Below are 20,487 nucleotides of genomic sequence, written 5' to 3' on the forward strand. Positions count from 1 at the left end.
TTTATCATGTCCGGTTGCCCAAAACCGACCGCCCTGTGAATTCCCCCTCCGATGACGTCTACCTCGGCGCCGCGCTTGCGCAACAGCGCATCAGCATCCGCGGCGCGCGCACGCACAACCTCAAGAACGTCGATCTCGACATCCCGCGCAACAAGCTGGTGGTGATCACTGGCCTGTCCGGCTCGGGCAAGTCGAGCCTGGCGTTCGATACGCTCTACGCCGAAGGCCAGCGCCGGTACGTGGAGAGCCTGTCCGCCTATGCGCGGCAATTCCTGCAACTGATGGACAAGCCCGACGTCGATGTGATCGAAGGCCTCTCTCCGGCGATCAGCATCGAGCAGAAGGCGACGAGCCACAACCCGCGCTCGACGGTCGGGACGGTCACCGAAATTCACGACTACCTGCGGCTGCTGTACGCCCGGGCCGGAACACCCTACTGCCCCGACCACGATCTCCCGCTCCAGGCGCAGACGGTCTCGCAGATGGTGGATGCGGTGCTTGCGATTCCCGACGAACCCCGGCTGATGATCCTGGCCCCGGTGGCCCGCGAAAAGAAGGGCGAGTTCGTCGAACTCTTCACAGAGATGCAGGCGCAGGGCTACATCCGCTTTCGTGTCGACGGGCAGACCTACGAATACAACGACCTGCCCAAGCTCAAGAAAACCGAGAAGCACGACATCGACGTGGTGATCGACCGCTTGCGCGCACGCCCCGACATGCAGCAGCGGCTCGCGGAGAGCTTCGAGGCCGCGCTGCGGCTGGCCGATGGACGTGCGATCGCGCTGGAGATGGACGCGCCTGCACCCGAAAACGGGGCCCAGTCGCCCGCGGCACGCGAACACCTCTTCAATGCCAAGTTCGCGTGCCCGATCTGCCACTACTCGCTGGCCGAACTCGAACCGCGCCTGTTTTCCTTCAATTCGCCCGTGGGCGCGTGTCCGAGTTGCGACGGCTTGGGACATCGAGAATTCTTCGACCCCGCGCGGGTCGTCGCGTTTCCGACGCTGAGCCTCGCCAGCGGCGCGGTGAAGGGCTGGGATCGGCGCAACGGCTATTACTTCAGCATGCTCGAAAGCGTGGCCAAGCACTACAAGTTCGATCTGGACACGCCTTTCGAGTCGCTTCCCGCTTCGGTGCAGCAGACCGTGCTGAACGGCTCGGCGCAAGAAGAGATCAAGTTCACCTACGTGATGGAGAGCGGCCAGCAATCCGGCAAGAAGCTGGTGCGCAAGCATCCCTTCGAAGGGATCATCCCGAACATGGAGCGGCGCTATCGAGAGACCGATTCGGCGATGGTGCGCGAAGATCTCTCGCGCTTTCGCAACTTGCAGCCTTGCCCCGAGTGTCACGGCACCCGTCTGCGCCGCGAGGCGCGCCATGTGTTCCTGGTCGATCAAACCGGCGCGGAGCCCCGCCGCATGGCGATCTACGAGATCAGCCATGCCACGCTGCGCGAGAGCTTCGCGTACTTTCAGGACCTGCATCTGCGTGGCGCCAAGGCGGAAATTGCCGACAAGGTGGTGCGCGAGATCGGGCTTCGCCTGAAGTTTCTCAACGACGTCGGGCTCAACTACCTGAGCCTGGATCGCAGCGCGGAGACGCTGTCCGGCGGCGAGGCGCAACGCATCCGGCTCGCCTCACAGATCGGCTCGGGGCTGACCGGCGTGATGTATGTGCTCGACGAGCCCAGCATCGGTCTGCACCAGCGCGACAACGACCGGCTCATCGGCACGCTGAAGCACCTGCGCGACATCGGCAACAGCGTGATCGTCGTCGAGCACGACGAGGACATGATCCACGCCGCGGATCACGTGATCGACATGGGCCCGGGCGCCGGCGTTCATGGCGGGCGCGTGATGGCGCAGGGCACCTACGCGCAGGTTGCGGCAGACCCGGACTCACTGACGGGGCAGTACCTGTCTGGCGTGAAGAAGATTGCGGTGCCCGCGCGCCGAACGCCATGGTTGCCGGTCATGAACAAGCCCGTCGCAGAAGAAAGCAAGAAAGCATCGCGCTTTCCGCAGAGCGGTGCCGCCGAAAGGCGCGCGGCCCGCGAGGCAGCGCACCTGGCGACACAGTCCGACGTGCAGGAAATCCGGGTCGTCGGCGCGACGGGCAACAACCTCAAGAACGTCAACGTGGCGTTCCCGGTCGGCCTGTTGACGTGCGTGACGGGCGTCTCCGGCTCGGGCAAATCGACGCTGGTCAACGACACGCTCTATGCAGCCGTCGCGCGCACGCTCTATCGCGCACACGAAGAGCCGGCCGAACACGAGGCCATTGAGGGCATCGAGTATTTCGACAAGGTCATCAACGTCGACCAGTCGCCGATCGGCCGCACGCCGCGCAGCAATCCGGCCACCTATACCGGCCTCTTCACACCCATCCGCGAGCTGATGGCGGAGACCAACACGGCCCGCGAGCGCGGCTACGGTCCGGGCCGCTTCAGCTTCAACGTCGCGGGCGGCCGCTGCGAAGCGTGTCAGGGCGATGGCGTCGTGAAGGTCGAAATGCACTTCCTGCCCGACGTGTACGTGCCCTGCGAGGTGTGCCACGGGCAGCGCTACAACCGCGAAACGCTCGAAGTGCAATACAAGGGCCGCAACATCGCGCAAATCCTCGACATGACGGTGGAGACGGCGCACGAATTCCTGAAGGCCGTGCCGACCATCGAGCGCAAGCTGCGCACGCTGCTCGATGTCGGCCTGAGCTACATCAAGCTCGGGCAGGCCGCGACGACGCTCTCCGGTGGGGAGGCGCAACGCGTGAAGCTCGCGCTCGAACTCAGCAAGCGCGACACGGGCCGCACGCTCTACATCCTCGACGAGCCGACCACCGGGCTGCACTTCGCTGACATTGAGCTATTGCTGAAGGTGCTGCACCAGCTGCGCGACGCGGGCAACACGATCGTCGTGATCGAACACAACCTGGACGTGATCAAGACCGCCGACTGGCTCATCGACATGGGCCCCGAAGGCGGCGCCGGCGGCGGCACGGTGGTGGGCGTCGGCACGCCGGAGGCGATCGCCGCGAACGAAGCCAGCCATACGGGCCGATACCTGAAGCGCCTCCTGCCTGGCTGATCCGGCTGACCCGGCTGATCTCCGACCACCTCGCTCCATGACCTGCGAGGTCATCGACGCTGCGCGCAGCCTCGGCGACATTGGATGCAAGCCGGAACCGAGGTGGTGCCGGCAGCAACAGGCCAACATCTCAGGGCCAACGAAAGAGCATCATGAACGGCTTCGACATCCTTCCCCTCGCTGTGGCCCTACTCATCGGCATTGCCGCGGTGGGCTCCTGCATCGGCATCGGCATCGTCGGGTCGAAGCTCCTCGAAGGCACCGCACGGCAGCCAGAACTCAAGGACACCTTGCAGACCCTGTTCTTCCTGATCGCGGGCGTGACCGACGGCGCATTCATCATCGCCACCGGCATCGGGCTTTGGTTCGCGACCGCCAACCCGTTCCGCGGCTAGGAACGCCGCCCACAGTGGCGGCATGGCCTATCGCTGACCGATGCGGGCGTCGCCGAACAGCGCCTTCAGTTCGCGAGGCTGTGAACGCCAATACTGCGGCGGCGCCTCGACCTGGGCACCGAGTTCGGCGGCCGCGCGCCACGGCCAGTGCGGCTCGAACAGCATCGCGCGGGCCAGCGCCACCAGATCGGCCTGGCCCGCTGCGACGATGGCATCGGCCTGCGATGGTTCAGTGACGAGGCCGACAGCGATGATCGGAAGATCGACCGCTTTCCTGATGCGCTCGGCCAGCGGGACCTGGTAACCGGGCGAGAGCGGGATCTTCTGTTGCGGCGACACGCCTCCCGAAGAAACGTGGACGAAGCTGCATCCCAGCGACGAAAGCGCCTTGGCAAAGGCGATGCTCTGCTCGACATCCCAGCCGCCGTCGACCCAATCGGTCGCCGAGAGTCGCACGCCGACGGCCATCCGGTCCGGCACGGCGGCCCGCACTGCGGAGAACACTTCCAGCGGGAAGCGCATGCGGTTTTCAAGCGAGCCGCCGTAGGCATCGGCGCGCTGGTTGGCAATGGGCGAAAGAAACTGATGCAGCAGATAGCCATGCGCCGCGTGCAGTTCGATCGCGTCGAGACCGAGAGCATCGGCACGCTGTGCCGCACGCACGAAGGCCGCCTTCACGCGCGCGAGCCCACCGGCATCGAGGGCGGCAGGCGGAGGTTCGCCCGCCGCATGCGGGATCGCGGAGGGCGCCACGGTCTGCCAGGCGCCTTCGTCCGGCGTCAGGCACTGGCCGCCTTCCCATGGCACGTGGCTCGATGCCTTGCGTCCCGCATGAGCGAGTTGAATGGCGACCGGTACGCGCGAATAGCGGCGGATTGCAGCCAGCACGCGTCCGAGCGCCGCCTGGTTATCGTCCGAATAGAGCCCGAGGTCACCCGGCGTGATGCGCCCGATCTCCTCGACCGCGGTCGCCTCGATGATGAGCAAGCCCGCGCCCGACAACGCAAGCTGCCCGAGATGGATCATGTGCCAGTCGGCAGCGTTGCCGTGCTCGGCGGAGTACTGGCACATCGGGGCAATCACGATGCGGTTGCGCAGGGTCAACGGACCCAGCGCGAAGGGGGAGAAGAGGGCGCTCATGGCGCCCGTTATATCGGCGCCGCTCGCCCCGCGCTCGACAAAGGGCTTCCCGTGGGCCGCACCCGCAGCATGCCCTCTTGAGCGGTCGAGGCGACGAGCCGCCCGTCGCGCGTGAAGATGCTGCCGCGGCACAGTCCCCGTGCACCGTTCGCGCTCGGCGAATCGACACAGTAGAGCAGCCACTCATCCATTCGGAAATCGCGATGGAACCACATCGCATGGTCGAGGCTGGCGGGCCGTACCTGGCCGCTCATGAAGCTCAGGCCGTGCGGCAGCATGGCGGCGCGCAGCAGACCGTGGTCTGAAGCGTAAGCCAGCAAGGCGCGATGCACGAGCGGGTCGTCCGGCAGCGGCGCGATCGCGCGCATCCAGACGCTGCTCTCGGACGAGCGAGGCGCCGGCGCGAGCAGGTCGTCGGGCTCGATGCGGCGGTACTCGATCCCGTGCGGCATCAGTGCCTTGGGACGCCACATGGCAGGCAGCCGGTCGCCGAGCGCCATGCGTTGATCGAGTTCGCTCGGCAGCCCGTCCGGACCTGCGGCTTCGGGCATCGGAAGTTGATGCTCGATGCCCTCGTCCACGGTCTGGAACGAAGCCGACATCTCGAAGATGATGCGCTCCCGCTGGCGCGCGACCACGTGCCGCATCGTGAAGCTGCGGCCATCGCGCATGCGTTCGACCGCGTATTCAATGGGCGCATGCTCGCCGGGCAACAGGAAGTAGGCGTGCATCGAATGGACCGGGCGCTCAGCACCCACGGTCTGGCAGGCGGCCATCAGCGCTTGCCCCAGCACCTGGCCGCCGAAGACGGCCGGCGTGCCGATGTCTTCGCTCTGAGCCAGGAAGCGGTCGTTGCCCAGCGGTTGGAGGCTCATCAAGTCGACGAGGCTGTCGACGAGTCGGGAAGCGGTGGCGGGATCGGTCATCGGGAGAACGCAGGCAGCGCCGGAAAGACAAGCCTGCAACGATAGCAAAGAGCGCCCCGCCGTGGTGTCCCGCGCCGGTCAGCGATCCAGGTCGACCCCGTCAGCGGCCAGTTGGCTCTGGAGCGCGGTCACGTCGACCGTCGCGAAGCTACCGCCCCCCAGCGATGCCGCTGCGGTTCCGGCCGCTTGCCCCATCACGAAGCAGCCGCCGCTGGCCCGCGCCGCCGATTGGCCTTCGTGCGTCATCGAGGCGCAGCGGCCCGCGACCAGAAGGTTGTCCACCCCGCGGGGCACGAGCATGCGCCACGGCAGTTGGTTGTAGGTGCGGTTGCCATCGCGCGGGAAGGCCCACTCGATCTTGCCGGCCGCATGCATCTCCATCGGCCAGGCGTTGATGCCGATGCTGTCGTCGAAGCGTGCCGACGACAGGATGTCCTCACCCGTCAGCGCATAAAGCCCTTGGATGCGCCGCGTCTCGCGAATGCCCACCTGGGGCGCGATCTCCACGATGGACGATTGTTCGAAGCCGGGCACTTCGGCCTTGAGGAATCGGAAGTATTCGCCGATCTGCCGGCGGCCTTCGGTTTCGCCGTCGCTGAGTTGCCGGGCGTCCACGCCGTTCATCGCACCGCCTTCGGCATTGCGGATCTGCGTCACGTTGGCGCGCCATTCTCGCGGGTCGATCTGCGGACGCAGGATCGCGCCCTCTCTCGGAAAGCTGTAGGCCTGCGGATCGCGCTCACGCGCTTTTGTCATCAGGTCGTTGATGGCCTTGAATTCGCCCACGGCGGCCAGCGCGCGCTGCGCGTCGACGTGGCCGATGCGAAACATGGTGGATGGGAACAATCCGCTGCCGTGGCCGTCGCCCACTTCGAAGGGCACACCGGCAAAGGCCGCCACGTCCGCATCGCCGCTGCCGTCGATGAAGGCATTCGCACGAATTGCCTGGCGGCCGGATTTCGTTTCGACTACCAGCGCGGCAATGCGATTGCCGTCCATGACCACCGCCGCGGCCAACGCGTGGAACAGCAGCTGCACGCCGGCGTCGAGCAATAGCTGATCGGCCGCGCACTTGTAGACGGAGGTGTCGTACGAACGCACGCGAATACGGCCCTGCATGCCGTCCTGCGGCTTGTTGAGGCCGCCCATGGCGTCGATGCGCGCGAGCAGGTCGTCCGCCACGCCATGCACGAGCAGCGTCATTTCGCCGTCGCGCTTGCCGTAGAGGCCCGCGAAGTTGGTCACGCCGCCGGCGGTGCCCATGCCCCCGAGGAAGCCATAGCGCTCCACCAGCAGCGTGCGCGCGCCGTGGCGGGCGGCGCTCACGCTGGCAGCGATGCCGGCAGGGCCGCCGCCGACCACGACCACGTCGTACTCGCCGAAGACCGGCAGGCTGCGTTGCGGTTCGATGACGGTGGACACGTTCATTGCAGTTTGATGCCGTTCGTCGAGATGATGCGGGTCATGATCGCGGACTCTTCCTTGACGCGTGCCCGCATGCCGTCAGGCGACGTGCCGACTGCCTGCCAGCCCTGATCGAACAACCGCTGGCGCACTTCGGGCGATTTCATGATGACGGCGAGTTCCTTGCTGATCCGGTCCTGCGCGGTCTTCGACAGATTGGCGGGGCCGAGCAGGGCGGTCCAGACTTCGAGATTGAAATCACGAACACCGGCTTCGGAGAGTGAGGGCACTTCAGGTGCCAGCGTGCTGCGCCCGCTCGTGAGGCCGATCGCCTTGAGCTTGCCGGCCCGCACCTGCGGCCATGCGACGCCCGGTGGGATAAGGGCCATCTGCACCTGGTCGCCCAGCAATCCGGTCACGACCTGTGGATTGCCTTGATAGGGCACGTGCTCGGCCTTCAGCCCAGGGACGCGGCTCTTGAGGAGCTCCATGCCCAGGTGGCCGACCGAACCGACGCCCACCGAACCGTAGCTCCACTTGTCGCCGCCCTTGCGCGCCGCATCGAAGAAGGCAGCGCCGCCGGGCAGGTTGTTCGGCGCGACCAGCATCAGCGGCGCGGTGGCGATCAGCGACAAGTAGGTGAAGTCCTTGGCCGGGTCGTAGGGCAGCTTGGGGTACAGCATCTTCGACGAGGTCAGATTGCCGTTGATCACGATGCCGAGGGTGTGATCGTCGGTCGCCTTCGCTACCAGGTCGGCCGCGATGTTGCCCGACGCGCCGGGCCTGTTGTCGACGATGACCGGCTGCCCGAGCGCCTTCGCCAGAGGCTCGGCGATGGTCCGTGCCGCGATGTCGGGGGTCGAACCGCCCGGAAAGCCAACGATCAAGCGGACCGGCTTGGTAGGCCATGCGGCGCCCTGTGCCATGGAAGCCAGCGGCAGAATGCCGGCGGCCAGGCCGCAGGCAGCGACAAGGAGAGCTCTCTTCGATGCGTGCATAAAGTGAAAGGGTTGAAAAAGCAAAGGGCCCAAGGATACGCCCCGCTGTGTCCAGACGTTACGAGGAGGTCTGCCGGAGCATGCGCTTCAGTCGACGCGAACGACGATCGGCTCCAGCCCCTCGATGTGCACCTTCATGGTCTGGGCCGGCTTCACCGCCCCCACGCCTTCGGGCGTGCCGGTGAAGATGAGATCGCCAGGCTGAAGTGCAAATAGCGTCGATAGGTTGGCAATGACTTCGTTGACCGACCAGATCAGGTTGCGCAGGTCGCTCTTCTGGCGGACCTCGCCATCGACCTCGAGTGTGATCGCACCTTGCGCGATCTCTCCCGAGTCAGCGAGCTTGCGCACCGCACCCACGGGCGCCGAAAAATCGAAAGCCTTGCCGATTTCCCATGGGCGGCCCTGTTCACGCATCTTCATCTGCAGGTCGCGGCGCGTCATGTCCAGGCCGACGGCGTAACCGTAGATGTGGCTGGCGGCGTCGGCCACGGCAATGTTTCTTCCGGCTTTGCCGATCAGGACGACCAACTCAGCCTCGTAGTGGTAATTGGCGGTCTGCGGTGGGTAGGGAATGTTCGCGGTCTTTCCAGCGGCCACCGGAACGATCGATGCGTCGTCGTTCGGCTTGCAAAAGAAGAAAGGCGGCTCGCGATCGGGATCGAAACCCATCTCGCGCGCATGCGCTGCGTAGTTGCGGCCGACGCAATAGACGCGGCGCACCGGAAACAGGTCGGACGAACCGGCGATGGGAAGGCCGACGACGGCCGGAGGAGAAACGACGAAAGACATGTGGGCTCCTGCCGCCTGTGCGGCACGTGGGTCGAAAAAATCGCTGACGAGCGCAGCGAACGATCAGGAATCCGGCGTCAGGAGTCCTGGAGGAACGCTTCGCGCAAGATGCCCATGGCCTGTTGCACAGGACGATCCGAAAAGCTGAACAGCACGGCATCGTCGGCTGCCGAGAGGCGCAGCGGCGCCCAGGAAGGCACGACAAAGGTGTCGCGCGGACCGAAGGCGAATCGCTGCCCGCCGATCTCGGCCGTGCCATGGCCTTCGACCACGCTGTAGACGGCGCCATCGGTCGCGCGATGCGTCTTGCCGGCAAACCCGGCCGGAAGAAGCTGCAGGTTGGTCGCGATGGTGGGCATCGGCGAGCCGCCCGTCAGCGGATTGATGTAACGCAGCTTGTGGCCCAGCCATGCGTCAGGCGCCTCCTGCCTTTGCAACTGCGCGAGTGCGTCGCGGCTGCGGGCGTAGGGATAGTTGAAGATCGGCGAGGTCGGCGAGCTGTGGTCATGCCGCACAGGCACCATGTTGTGGCCGAATCGCGCGAGGCTGTTGCCCTCGGGACGGGCGACGTGCTGCACCTTTGCATCGGCGTTCTCTGCAAAGCCGGCATCGAAGAAGCGGAGCATCGGGATATCGAGCCCATCGAGCCAGACCACCGGCTCGGTCACGCCTTCGATGCCTTCGTTGCCATGGTCGTGCCAGGCCCACGAAGGCGTGATGATGAAGTCGCCCGGGTACATGGTGGTGCGCTCGCCACCCACCGTGGTGTAGGCCCCCTTGCCGTCGACGATGAAACGCAGCGCCGATTGCACGTGGCGGTGAGATGGCGCGACCTCGCCCGGCATGATGAGCTGCAAGCCCGCGTAGAGCGATTGCGTGATCGATGAACGACCTGGAATCGCCGGATTCTCAAGCACCAGCACACGGCGCACGGCTTCTTCGGCAGTGATGAGTTCGGCCGATTCCATCAGCAGCGGGCGAATCTCGTCGTAGCGCCAGAGCGCGGGCACGCAGGGAGTCTGCGGTTCACGCGGCACCAGAGCGTGCAGCGATTCCCAAAGCGGCGTGAGGTTCAGCGGTCGGATGCGCTCGTAGTAGGCACGGCGTTCGGCGGCGTCCGTGTGCGCGGCTTGCGTAGCGGTGTTCATGGGATTTGTCTCCTGGCGATCGAAGCCCGAATGCGATTGTTGGTCGCACCTACTATTTGTTCAAGATGGACAACTCGATACCCACAATTGCGTTTTCAGATAATGGCCGTTCTGAAGTTCTGAGCATTCCGGAGGCCCTCATGTCCAAACTCGATCTCGAATGGCTCGCCGTGTTCGACGAGATCTACAAGACCGGCAGCGTCTCCAAGGCCGCGGACCGCCTGGGCATGGCGCAGGCCGCAGCCAGCACCATGCTGAACAAGCTGCGCGCGCACTTCGATGACCGGTTGTTCGCGCGCACTGCGCAGGGCATGCAACCCACGCCCTATGCACAGCGGCTGTGCATTCATGTGCGCGAAGTGCTCTCCCAACTCGACCAGGCGCGCGGCAGCCGCGGCGGCTTCGATCCGGGCGAGGCGCAGCGCACCTTTCGCATCTGCATGACGGACATCAGCGAGGTGGTGTTGCTGCCCCGGCTTCTGGACCATCTGCGGCGCTCAGCCCCTGGCGTGCACATCGAAACCGAAATCATCTCGACCGACAGCGGGCGCCGCCTGGAAGACGGCGAAGTCGATCTCGCGGTGGGCTTCATGCCGCAACTCGACGCGGGCTTTTATCAGCAGACGCTCTTTGCGCAGAACTTCGTCTGCCTGGTGGCGCGGGACCATCCTCGCATCGGCGCGCGACTCACGCTCAAGCGCTTCGAGGGTGAGGCCCACGCGGTGATCTCGTCCTCGGGCACCGGCCACGCCATCATCGACAAGACCATTGCGCGACTGGGCCTCACGCGCAACGTCGTGGTGCGCTTGTCGAGCTTCCTGAGCGTGGCGCGCATCGTGGCGCACACCGAGCTGATCGTGATCGTGCCGCGCATCCTGGGCGAAGTCCTCGTGACCCAGGAGCCTGTGAAGATGATGGATCCGCCCTTTGCACTTTCGACCTACGCCGTCAAACAGCACTGGCACGAACGATTTCACGCCGACGCCGGCAATGCCTGGCTGCGCCGCACGCTGGCGCAACTCTTTGGTGCCGACTCCGCCCCGGCGCTCGCATAATCCGCGAGGGCGTTTCATCGATCAACTCATCGCCCAGGAATACATGTCGTCCATCACCCTGCGATTTCTGGCCGAGCCCAGCGCCGTCAACTTCGGTGGCAAGGTTCACGGCGGCACTGTCATGAAGTGGATCGACGAAGCCGGGTATGCGTGCGCGACGAGCTGGTCCAAGCGCTATTGCGTGACCGTGTTCCTCGGCAGCATTCGCTTCCACCGCCCGATCATGATTGGCGACCTGGTGGAGGTAGAGGCCCGCCTGGCCTACACCGGCAACAGCAGCATGAACATCTCGGTCGAAGTGCGCAGCGGCGACATGAAGGGCGGCGAGATGCAGAAGACCACCGAGTGCCTGATCGTCTTCGTTTCGGTCGATTCGCACGGCCGTCCGCTGCCGGTCGATGCGTTCGCGCCAGGCACGCCGGGCGAAATGGCGCTGGCCGAGCGGGCGCGGGCGCATCTTGAAGCGTCGCGGGCGGCTGCCGGTACTTAGGCGCCGCTGACCGCTTGATCTTGTCGCAATCAGCCTATAGCGACCACCGTCCCACTCACCTCACCCAGCCCGATGCGCACCGCGCCTGCGCGCTCGCAATAGCCGCGCAGGCTCAGCGTGTCGCCATCCTCGAGGAAGGCGCGGCGTTCGCCATTGGGCAGGGTGATCGGCTGCTTGCCACCCAGGGTGAGTTCCAACAGAGAGCCCGCCTCATCCGGATTCGGCCCCGACAACGTGCCTGATCCAAGCAGATCACCAGGCTGCAGATTGCAGCCGTTCACCGTGTGGTGCGTGACGAGTTGCGCAGCGGTCCAATAGGCAGCTTCCGTGGTGTTGCCACGCGTGAGCCGCACAGCCGATTCGCCCGCGTCGCGCATCCTCGCGGTCTGCAGCCACACCTCGAGCGTGATGTCGAGCGCGCCGCTTTCGCGATTGGCAGGTGCATCGAGATAGGCCAACGGCTGCGGATCTCCTTCAGGGCGCGCAAACTTCGCACGGAAAGGCGCGAGCGCCTCCATGCTGACGATCCACGGCGATACGGTCGTCGCAAAATTCTTTGCCAGGAAAGGGCCGAGCGGCTGATATTCCCAAGCCTGCAGATCGCGCGCTGACCAGTCGTTGAGCAGCGTCACCCCGAAGAGATGCTGCTCGGCATCAGCGATGGCGATGGGCTCGCCCAAGGCATTGCCGCGGCCAACGACGAACCCGAGCTCCAACTCGTAGTCGAGCCGCTTCGATGGGCCGAAGCTCGGCGCCTGGGCATCGGGCGCCTTGGTCTGCCCCTGCGGGCGCTTGAACCGCTGGCCGCTCACGCCAATGGACGAGGCCCGGCCGTGGTAGCCGATCGGCACCCACTTGTAGTTGGGCATCAGAGGCTGGTCGGGGCGGAACAGCTTGCCGACGGTGGTTGCGTGATGAATGCCCGTGTAGAAATCGGTGTAGTCGCCAATGCGGCAGGGCACGGTCATCTCGACGGACGATTGCGCCGATAGGGCCTTACTCCAGGCGGCCTGCTTCGGGCTGCCTTCGCGCAGCCCTTCGGAGATGGCGCTGCGCAGCGCCTGGCGTTCCGCTGCGCCTTGCCCCAGCAGCACGTTCATGTCATCCGTATCGATGAGTCCGGCGGCCTTGAGATCAAGCACCTGGTCGCCGATGGCGATCCCGATGCGAAATCCCTCGCTGCTGCCATCAGGCCGAAAGCGTCCGAAGGGCAGGTTCTGGATCGGAAAGTCGCAGCCGGCTTCGTTGGCCGATGACACCCAACTGCGCAGCTTCGGATCGTGTGTGGTGTTGATGGCGTAGGTCATGGGGTGAATTGATCCTTGAGGCCGGCCCAGCAGTCGGCGTAGTCGTTGTCGAGCGCCGGGCTCTTCATCGCGAATTCGGTGGGGATGAAGCGATAGCGGCTCTCGAACATGAAGGCGAGCGTGTTGTCGAGCTTCTGCGGCTTGAGCTCGCTGCGGCTCGCCTTCTCGAAAGCTTCTTCGTCGGGGCCGTGCGGAACCATGCAGTTGTGCAGGCTCGCACCACCAGGCTTGAAGCCGCCCGGCTTGGCGTCGTACTGCCCATAGACCAGCCCCATGAATTCACTCATGAGATTGCGGTGGTACCAGGGTGGACGGAAGGTGTCTTCCATGACGAGCCAGCGCGGCGGAAAGATCACGAAGTCGCAGTTGGCGGTCCCGGGCGTGTCGCTCGGCGAAGTCAACACTGTGAAGATCGAAGGATCCGGATGGTCGAAGCTGATCGAGCCGATCGTCATGAAATGCGCCGTGTCGTATTTCACGGGCGAAAGGTTGCCGTGCCAGGCGACGACGTTGAAGGGCGATTGCCTTGTCGGCGCCGACCAGAAGCGGCCGCCCGCCTTCTTGACGAGCTCGTAGCCCGTGCTCGCTTCCTCGAAGGCGGCGACGGGCGCCTGGAAGTCGCGCGCATTGGCAAGGCCGTTCGAACCGATCGGGCCCAGCTCGGGCAAGCGGAATTGCGCGCCGTAGTTCTCGCAAACGTAGCCGCGGGAAGGTCCTGCGCCAGATTCCGAATCGGGCAGGCCGACCTTGAAGACCACGCCTCGCGGCACCAGCGCAATCTCGCCGGCCTTGACGTCGAGCACGCCCATCTCGGTGGTGATTTCAAGACGACCCTGCTGCGGCACGAAAAGCATTTCACCGTCGGCGTTGACGAAGGCGCGGCGCTCCATGGAGCGGTTCGCGATGTACACGTGCGCGGCGACGCCGGTCTGCGCTTCGGCATCGCCGTTGGCGGCGATCGTATGGACGCCATCGACGAAGTCGACGTTGGCGTTGTCCATCGGGATCGGCGCCCAGCGCAGCGGCTCGGGCGGCAGGAGCATCTCACGATCGGCACCGGTCTTCCATTGCGCCTGCGCGTAGGGCTTGTAGCGTCCGGACACCACGGAGGGCTGGCGCCGGTACATCCACGTGCGCCTGTTTTCGTGGCGCGGCGCGGTGAAGGCCGTGCCGGAAATCAGCTCGGGATACAGGTCGAAGGGCGCGCGCTGCGGGCTGTTGCGGCCTTGGGGCAAGGCGCCTGCGACGGCTTCGGTCGCGTATTCGTTGCCGAAGCCGCTTTGATAGCGGCGCTCGCCGGCGGATGCGTCGGTCATGGTGTCCTTTCTCCTTTGGGAGTCTCAGCGGCGCTCGAAGCGGCCTCAAGGGCTTGGCGAAGCACCGGCATCGAGCCGATGTGATTGGCGAGCACAAGCACGAGCCGGGCATTCAGAGCGTGGCTTTCTTCGGTCGACAAGCCTTGGTGTGCTTCGATCAGCGCCTCGTAGAAATCGTCGGGCGCGTCGAGGTTTGGGGTGGTGATGAGTTCCATCGTCTTCTATGCCTTTGCCAGGGCACGATCGCGCGCGGAACGCACGACGTGGGATGTGGGATGGCGCCAGCGCGCGCACACGTGCTGGTCGGGACGCAGCAGGTAAACAGTGCCGGAACGCGCGTCATAGCGGCGGGCCGCGACTTCGCCTTCGCCCGTCGCGCTGACCCGCACCACGTGCAGCGGCACGTCGGCCTCTGCCACTGCTTGCAGACTGCGTTCGGCCTCCTCGCCTTGGCCGAAAACCACCGCGGTGAAGCACGCAGCGCCCGCGGATGAAGCGGGACACAGCTCGCGCAGCAACCATCCGCTGGAGCCATCGGGCCGAACGATCGGCGCATCGGCGGCGGGCGCACCAGGCGCCATCCGGCCGTCGAAAGCATCCTCGTCGGGCGTGTTCAACGGCGACTCGCTCAGCGTGCTCGGGACCGAGAGACGCCCGCTGTTGACCAGCGCCCGTGCGAAGGCATGGCGCTTGGAAAGTTCGAGCACGGCGTCGCGAAACAGCCTGCTGACTTCGCTCTTCGGCGTGATGAAGTCGGTGGCGCGTGTCGAGTGGCGGATGTTCTCGTCGGCCGCGTATTCGCGCTCGCTCGCATAGCTGTCGAGCAGCGCGTCGGGTGCTTCGCGCCTGATGACGGCAGCCAGCTTCCACGCGAGGTTGTCCGCGTCCTGCACGCCCGAGTTCGCACCGCGCGCGCCGAAGGGCGACACGCCATGCGCCGAGTCGCCAGCGAACAGCACGCGGCCATGGCGAAAGCGCTCCATGCGTTGGCAGGCGAAGGTGTAGACGCTGGCCCATCCGATGCTGAACTGCACGCGCTCATGGCCGATGCTGTCGAGCAATGCGCGCACGCGCGGGATGATGTTTTCGTGCTTGCGCTCTTCCACCGGATCGGCGTCCCAGCCAAGCTGGAAGTCGACACGCCACATGTTGTCGGCCTGCTTGTGAAGCAGCACGCTTTGGCCGGGATGAAAAGGCGGATCGAACCAGAAGCGCCGCTCGGTCGGAAGCCCCGCGTCCATGTTCACATCGGCGATCAGGAAGCGGTCCCGGAAGACGCGGCCCTTGGCCTCCTGTCCAAGCAGTTGCCGCAGGCTGGATCGCGAGCCATCGCAAGCCGCCACATAGTCGGCACCGAGCTGGTAGTTGCCCTCGGGCGTCTCGATGGTGAGCAGCGCGTGGCCCGCATGCTGCGCAACGCCGACCACCTTGTTGCTCCAGCGGATGTCGATCAGCGGCAGCTCGGCGGCGCGCTCCGACAGATAGCCTTCGACGTAGTACTGCTGCAGGTTGATGAATGCCGGTCGCTCATGTCCCTCTTCGGGCAGCAGGTCGAAGTTGTAGACCTGCTCGTCCTTGAAGAACACCCTGCCGACCTTCCACGACACCCCTTTGGCCACCATGCGATCGGCGCAACCCAGCCGATCGAATATTTCGAGCGTGCGCTTTGCGAAGCAGATGGCGCGCGAGCCGGTGGACAGCGTGTGGTCGTTGTCGAGCAGCACCACCGGCACCTGCCGTTGCGCAAGATCGATTGCCAATGCGAGCCCCACGGGGCCGGCGCCGACCACCACGACCGGATGCCGCGCGGGCGGCGCGGCGTCCTGGTCCGCGTGGCGCCTGTAGTCGAAGTGCAGCGACTGATAGTCGACGCCCTGCATCGCTCAGCCTTCCAGCGCCTTCCACATTTCGATGTCGCGCTCGGCGGTCCAGATGCGCGGATCGACATGGCCCGACGCTTCGTCGTAGGCACGGCTCACGTCGAAGGGCATGCAATGGTCGAAGATGACCCACTGGCTGTACTTGGGCTTGAGCTTGGCATAGGTGTCCCTGTAGACCGCGTTGAGGTCGCGGCCGGCTTTGACGCCTTCCTGGACGCTGCTGTAGACGTCGGCGATGAAGCTGCGGGTGCCTGCGAGGCCCTTCGCCACTTGATCGGCGGTCGTCAGCGCGGCACCGCGCCCCGGAACGAGCGCCTTCGGCTTCAACGCGGCGATGTTGTCCAGCGTCTGCGGCCAGTCCTGGAAGTAGGCATCGCCGGCGTAGGGCGTGGCGTCGAACTCGACCAGGTCGCCGCTGAGCAACGCCCGCTCCTCCGGAAGCCAGACGACCGTGTCGCCCTTCGTGTGGCCGCGGCCCAGCTGGATGAGCTGCACTTCGAGCTTGCCCAGCCACAAGGTCATCTTGCCGGTGAACGTGATGGTCGGCCAAGTCATCCCCGGCGGCACGGTTTCGACGTTCTGGAACAGCCGGGGGAAGCGACCGATCTCGCTCGCCTTGTCTTGCTCGCCGCGCTCCACGATGAGGTCGCGCGTGTCCTGGCTGGCAATGATGTGCTCGGGCTTGTAGGCGGCGGCGCCGAGCACACGAACGGCGTGATAGTGCGTCAGCACGACGTACTTGATCGGCTTGTCGGTCACCTCGCGGATGCGCCGGACCACATCGGCCGCCATGGCGGGCGTGGCCTGCGTATCGGCCACCAGCACGCAGTCGTCGCCGATGATGATCCCGGTGTTGGGATCGCCCTCGGCCGTATAGGCCCAGGCGTGCTCGGAGATCTGGCTGAAGGTGATCTTCTTTTCTTCCAGATCGGCTTGGCTGGCGAATTTCTTGACCTCGGTCATCACGGGTCTCCTTGTAAAAATTTGTCTAACGTAAATTGATTCGGCGTAAACGAATGCACGCAGTTTAGATCGCCAATCAGTTAATGTCTAATGCCTTCCGCAGAAACGAACAAAAGGGACTGGCGATGAGCACAGACAACGAGCGCAGCCAACGCGGCATCCAGAGCATCGAAGTCGGCGGGCAACTGCTTCGCGCCCTGGTCCACAACGGACGACCCATGGCGCTGAAGGACCTCGCGCGCGAAGCGGAGATGTCTCCCGCCAAGGCGCATCCCTACATGGTCAGTTTCGGCCGGCTGGGGCTCATCGAGCAGGATCGCGTCAGCGGCCACTATCTGCTCGGACCGCTCGCGTTGCAACTGGGGTTGATCAGCCTTCAGCAGGCGAACCCGGTTCACGTCGCCACGCCGCTGATCGCCGAACTGGCGCAGCAGATCGGGCAGACTGTGGCCATCGCCGTCTGGGGCGACCGGGGCGCCACCATTGTGCGGATCGCGGAATCGCCAGCGCCGCTGCACGTGAACATGCGGCACGGCACGGTGTTCTCGCTCACCAACACGGCGTCGGGCCGTCTGTTTGGCGCCTACCTGGATCCAGCGGTCGTCAAGCAACTGCTCGAGGACGAACGCCGGCGCGAGCGCAAGGGCGCGGCCACGGCGCACGCTCCCCGGCGAGGCATGCCGCCAGCGCGACCTCTGCCGAGCTGGCAGGATTTCGAGTCGCAATTGCGCGAAGTCCGCAGCCACGGCGTCAGCCGCTCGGACGGCGAAATCCTGCCCGGTGTGAGCGCGATGTCAGCGCCGGTCTTCGATCACACCGGAGCCATCTCGCTGGCGCTCACGGCCATTGGGCCGTCCGCCATCTTCGACACGGATTGGGACGGCGAGATCGCGCTCGCCCTCAAGGCGTGCGCGGATCAGGTGTCGCAGCGGCTGGGCGCTTCGGCTTCAAGGCCTTGACCCGTTCCAGGCTCTCCGCCGGCCAGTACTGCGAGCCGCTGTAGTACTCCGCAGTCGCCGGTACGCCCGCCGGCAGCACGACCCAAGGCTGCTTCGAAGCCGTGTAGATGTGGATGTCTGGCGGCAGGGCGTCGGGCGAATCGAGCGTGCCGACGCGAACGAAAGCGATCGCCTCGCCCGCGCCTGCATAGTGGCTCCACAGGGCGACCCGGCATTGCGAACAGCGCGCGATCTTCTGGCCTTTGCCGCTCAGCGAAGGGGTGTCGACCATTTCGAGGTCGCCTTGCAGCAACTGCAAGCGGTCGCGTTCGATCAGCGCGTTGATTGCAAACGCACTGCCGCTCTCGCGCTGGCACCAGCGGCAATGGCAGCAGTTCACGAAGAGCGGCCGAGTCGCCATGCGGTAGCGGACTGCGCGGCAGGTGCAGCCGCCTTCTATCGGGAACGGATCGGTGCTCATCGATGTCCTTTCAGGCGCGTTGGGCTGTAGCCAGAAGCCGCAGGCCCAGGCAGACCATCACCGTGCCGGCGAACCTGTCCGCCCAGGCTTTGTACCGGAGATAGGTTTTCTGGGGCCCACTCGCGGAGAGGGCCAGCGCCACCAGCGCATACCAGCTCGTTTCAAGCGCGAAGACCACCGCCACGATGCCCACTCCGAAACCGAGCGAAGGCGTCGGCGGAAGAAATGCGGCGAAGACGCTCGCGTAGACGATCGCCGTCTTCGGATTGCTCAGCTGCGTCGCCAATCCAAGCAGAAACGCGCGGCCCGCCTGACGCTTCGCTCCACCCGCACCCCGCACTGATGAACCCATCGACAAAGGTTGGCTCGCGCCGAGCCAGATCCGCACGCCGAGATAAGCAAGATAAAGTCCGCCCGCGGCCTTGAGGACGACATAGAGCGTCGGCACGGCCAGCAGCAACGCCTGCAGCCCGGCCAATGCAGCAAGCGCAAAGCAGGCCCCGCCCAGCCCCATTCCGAATGCCGCCGCCACGCCTTGCGAGCGCGAAAGCGACACGGCCGTGCGCGCGACCATCACGAAGCTGGGCCCCGGGCTCACCACGCCGACCGCCAAAGCGCCGGCGATGCCAAGAAGTGGAAGTAACTGAGTCAATCGTGGCTCCTTGCCTTCATCGGGCCAGGAGATTACTCCAGTCGTCTCAGCCCATGAAGCCCAGGTTCTTCGGATACTCGAGGCCGTTGAAGTTGCCGCCGAAGTTCTTCAGGTTCGGCAGGATGCCTGGCAGATCGATGTCCGGCACGCCGAACCACCTGGCCAACGTTGCACCGTACTGATCGACCGAGGTCGTGGGAATCAGCCGCCCCTGCCCCACGTGCCCTTCGTAGCCGGCGAGCTTCGGGTCGTTGTTGATGCTCACCACCTGCGGCATGCCATAGAACTGCTTGCCCTTGACCGCGCCGCCGACGACGAAGTGATGGCTACCCCAGCCGTGATCGGAGCCATCGCCATTGCTCGCCAGCGTGCGGCCGAAATCCGACGCCGTGAAAGCCGTGACCTTGTCCCCGACGCCCAGCGCTTCCATCTGGCGATAGAACGCAACCAGCGCATCGCTGAGCTGCTTCATCAGGCCTGGCTGGTTGGCGATCAGGTTGTCGTGCAGATCGAACCCACCCATGGACACGAAGAAAACCTGCCGCTTCACGCCGAGCGCGGCACGCCCGCGAATGACACGCGAGACCATCTTGAGCTGGTTCGCGAGCCCGGTGGTCAGTCCCGCGAAGGTGTCGTTCGTGAAGGTGGCCGGGGCAATGGCCGCCGTCACAGCCGTTTCGGCTTCCACCGCGCGCCGGGTCACGCGGTTGTATTCGTTCTCCAGCGCGTGGGTGCGCGCCTCCTGCACGAGTTGCGCCATGGCGGACTTGACCGAGGCCGATCCGAAGACCGTGTTGCTCTTCACGCTGCCGATGCCGACGGCGCCGTTCGTGCTGACCTGGTATTGCAGGGCGGTGTCGCCCGAGAGAAACACCGCATTGCCCGCGACGGACATGCAGGTGAACAACGAGGTCGTGTTCTGCGACAGCGCGAGGTCACCGAGATTGCCGCCCCAGCCTACCGTCGAGCCTTCGGGTGAAGAGGACTGCCAGATCGACTGCTGGTCGTTGTGCGAGAAGAGTTTGGGCGGCTGCGGATAGAGCTTCTTGTTGCTGTTGTTGTACTGGGCGCGCGTGAGCGGGACCACGAGCGGACCGACGTTGAGTTGCACCGCCACTTTGCCCTCGTTGTTGAAGAGGCCGGCCAGTTGCCCCATCGACGGATGCAGCGCGTATTGGCGTCCGTCGGCCAACGCAGTCGTCGGCGTGAGCAGCGTCGGGTCGAGAGCGGCCTTCGCAATGGCGATCCCATTGGCGGCCTGCGGCACACGAATGGTGCTGTAGGCGTTGTAGCTGGGGTCGTCGTAGGTGACGACGGTGTTCGCATAGTCGTTGCCGCCAAAGAGGAAGACGCACACCAGCGCCTTGTAGTCGTCGGAGGAAGCGGCCTGCGCGGCGGCTTCGCCCATTGCCGCGAGATTGAGCGCAAAGGGCAACGCAGTGCCCGCCATGGCAAGCTGGCCGGAGCGGCGAAGAAACGCGCGCCGGGTATGGGCGGCAGGATCGATCAGGTACATCGC

General features: G+C 65.3%; 19 protein-coding genes. 5 read left to right on the forward strand and 14 right to left on the reverse strand.

Annotated elements, in window-relative coordinates; translation table 11 throughout:
• Nucleotides 1-35 precede the first annotated feature (35 nt).
• Both uvrA and atpE read left to right on the forward strand, forming a co-directional pair.
• Complete coding sequence (gene uvrA / locus AC1DEK_RS21915) at nucleotides 36-3,083, forward strand: excinuclease ABC subunit UvrA (protein ID WP_478127400.1); 3,048 nt, start codon at nucleotides 36-38, stop codon at nucleotides 3,081-3,083.
• 152 nt (nucleotides 3,084-3,235) lie between these two features.
• Nucleotides 3,236-3,478 (forward strand): F0F1 ATP synthase subunit C, encoded by a 243-nt coding sequence (atpE, locus tag AC1DEK_RS21920; RefSeq protein ID WP_478127401.1) that lies wholly within the window; start codon nucleotides 3,236-3,238, stop codon nucleotides 3,476-3,478.
• Nucleotides 3,479-3,505: 27 nt separating this feature from the next.
• Here atpE and AC1DEK_RS21925 read toward each other — a convergent pair whose 3' ends face one another.
• From AC1DEK_RS21925 to gtdA, 6 genes are all read right to left on the reverse strand, one after another.
• Nucleotides 3,506-4,618 (reverse strand): NADH:flavin oxidoreductase/NADH oxidase, encoded by a 1,113-nt coding sequence (locus tag AC1DEK_RS21925; protein WP_478127402.1) that lies wholly within the window; start codon nucleotides 4,616-4,618, stop codon nucleotides 3,506-3,508.
• A gap of 8 nt (nucleotides 4,619-4,626) precedes the next feature.
• Entirely contained in the window at nucleotides 4,627-5,544 is a 918-nt protein-coding gene (locus AC1DEK_RS21930; RefSeq protein WP_478127403.1) for an acyl-CoA thioesterase, read from the reverse strand.
• 78 nt (nucleotides 5,545-5,622) lie between these two features.
• A complete protein-coding gene (locus AC1DEK_RS21935) occupies nucleotides 5,623-6,972 on the reverse strand; it encodes an FAD-dependent oxidoreductase (RefSeq protein ID WP_478127404.1) in 1,350 nt (449 codons plus the stop codon).
• The gene (locus AC1DEK_RS21940; RefSeq protein WP_478127405.1) at nucleotides 6,969-7,946 is read right to left on the reverse strand and encodes a Bug family tripartite tricarboxylate transporter substrate binding protein; all 978 of its coding nucleotides are present in this window, start codon (nucleotides 7,944-7,946) and stop codon (nucleotides 6,969-6,971) included. The genes AC1DEK_RS21935 and AC1DEK_RS21940 overlap by 4 nt, the downstream gene beginning before the upstream one ends.
• 87 nt (nucleotides 7,947-8,033) lie before the next feature.
• A complete protein-coding gene (locus AC1DEK_RS21945) occupies nucleotides 8,034-8,738 on the reverse strand; it encodes a fumarylacetoacetate hydrolase family protein (protein WP_478127406.1) in 705 nt (234 codons plus the stop codon).
• A gap of 77 nt (nucleotides 8,739-8,815) precedes the next feature.
• A complete protein-coding gene (gene gtdA / locus AC1DEK_RS21950) occupies nucleotides 8,816-9,886 on the reverse strand; it encodes a gentisate 1,2-dioxygenase (RefSeq protein ID WP_478127407.1) in 1,071 nt (356 codons plus the stop codon).
• A 140-nt stretch (nucleotides 9,887-10,026) separates the two neighbouring features.
• Between gtdA and AC1DEK_RS21955 the strand changes: the two genes are divergently transcribed.
• Nucleotides 10,027-10,941: a LysR family transcriptional regulator gene (locus tag AC1DEK_RS21955; protein WP_478127408.1), complete on the forward strand. Its 915-nt coding sequence runs from the start codon at nucleotides 10,027-10,029 to the stop codon at nucleotides 10,939-10,941.
• A gap of 43 nt (nucleotides 10,942-10,984) precedes the next feature.
• Nucleotides 10,985-11,431, forward strand: a complete 447-nt coding sequence (locus AC1DEK_RS21960) for an acyl-CoA thioesterase (protein WP_478127409.1) — start codon at nucleotides 10,985-10,987, stop codon at nucleotides 11,429-11,431.
• A 29-nt stretch (nucleotides 11,432-11,460) separates the two neighbouring features.
• Here AC1DEK_RS21960 and fahA read toward each other — a convergent pair whose 3' ends face one another.
• The 5 genes from fahA to AC1DEK_RS21985 are packed head-to-tail and all read right to left on the reverse strand — an operon-like array spanning nucleotide 11,461 to nucleotide 16,897.
• Nucleotides 11,461-12,738, reverse strand: a complete 1,278-nt coding sequence (fahA, locus tag AC1DEK_RS21965) for a fumarylacetoacetase (RefSeq protein WP_478127410.1) — start codon at nucleotides 12,736-12,738, stop codon at nucleotides 11,461-11,463.
• The gene (gene hmgA, locus AC1DEK_RS21970) at nucleotides 12,735-14,054 is read right to left on the reverse strand and encodes a homogentisate 1,2-dioxygenase (protein WP_478127411.1); all 1,320 of its coding nucleotides are present in this window, start codon (nucleotides 14,052-14,054) and stop codon (nucleotides 12,735-12,737) included. Before hmgA ends, fahA begins: the two co-directional genes overlap by 4 nt.
• Nucleotides 14,051-14,269: a DUF2783 domain-containing protein gene (locus AC1DEK_RS21975; RefSeq protein WP_478127412.1), complete on the reverse strand. Its 219-nt coding sequence runs from the start codon at nucleotides 14,267-14,269 to the stop codon at nucleotides 14,051-14,053. Before AC1DEK_RS21975 ends, hmgA begins: the two co-directional genes overlap by 4 nt.
• Nucleotides 14,270-14,275: 6 nt before the next feature.
• Nucleotides 14,276-15,934, reverse strand: coding sequence for an FAD-dependent oxidoreductase (locus AC1DEK_RS21980; protein WP_478127413.1), 1,659 nt, complete (start codon nucleotides 15,932-15,934; stop codon nucleotides 14,276-14,278).
• A gap of 3 nt (nucleotides 15,935-15,937) precedes the next feature.
• Nucleotides 15,938-16,897, reverse strand: a complete 960-nt coding sequence (locus AC1DEK_RS21985; RefSeq protein ID WP_478127414.1) for an MBL fold metallo-hydrolase — start codon at nucleotides 16,895-16,897, stop codon at nucleotides 15,938-15,940.
• Between the two features lie 125 nt (nucleotides 16,898-17,022).
• On the opposite strand from AC1DEK_RS21985, the gene AC1DEK_RS21990 reads away from it, so the two are divergent.
• Nucleotides 17,023-17,856 carry an IclR family transcriptional regulator gene (locus AC1DEK_RS21990; RefSeq protein ID WP_478127415.1) on the forward strand — a complete coding sequence of 278 codons (834 nt, stop codon included), beginning with the start codon at nucleotides 17,023-17,025 and terminating at the stop codon, nucleotides 17,854-17,856.
• Here AC1DEK_RS21990 and AC1DEK_RS21995 read toward each other — a convergent pair.
• From AC1DEK_RS21995 to AC1DEK_RS22005, 3 genes are read right to left on the reverse strand one after another with little or no spacing between them, the layout of a single operon-like run.
• Complete coding sequence (locus AC1DEK_RS21995) at nucleotides 17,798-18,316, reverse strand: GFA family protein (RefSeq protein ID WP_478127416.1); 519 nt, start codon at nucleotides 18,314-18,316, stop codon at nucleotides 17,798-17,800. The genes AC1DEK_RS21990 and AC1DEK_RS21995 overlap by 59 nt on opposite strands.
• A gap of 10 nt (nucleotides 18,317-18,326) precedes the next feature.
• Nucleotides 18,327-18,968, reverse strand: a complete 642-nt coding sequence (locus AC1DEK_RS22000; RefSeq protein WP_478127417.1) for a LysE family translocator — start codon at nucleotides 18,966-18,968, stop codon at nucleotides 18,327-18,329.
• Nucleotides 18,969-19,014: 46 nt separating this feature from the next.
• Nucleotides 19,015-20,484, reverse strand: coding sequence for a DUF1501 domain-containing protein (locus tag AC1DEK_RS22005; protein ID WP_478127418.1), 1,470 nt, complete (start codon nucleotides 20,482-20,484; stop codon nucleotides 19,015-19,017).
• Between the last annotated feature and the right edge of the window lie 3 nt (nucleotides 20,485-20,487).

The sequence above is a fragment of the Variovorax sp. 10N420 genome (assembly GCF_056394705.1).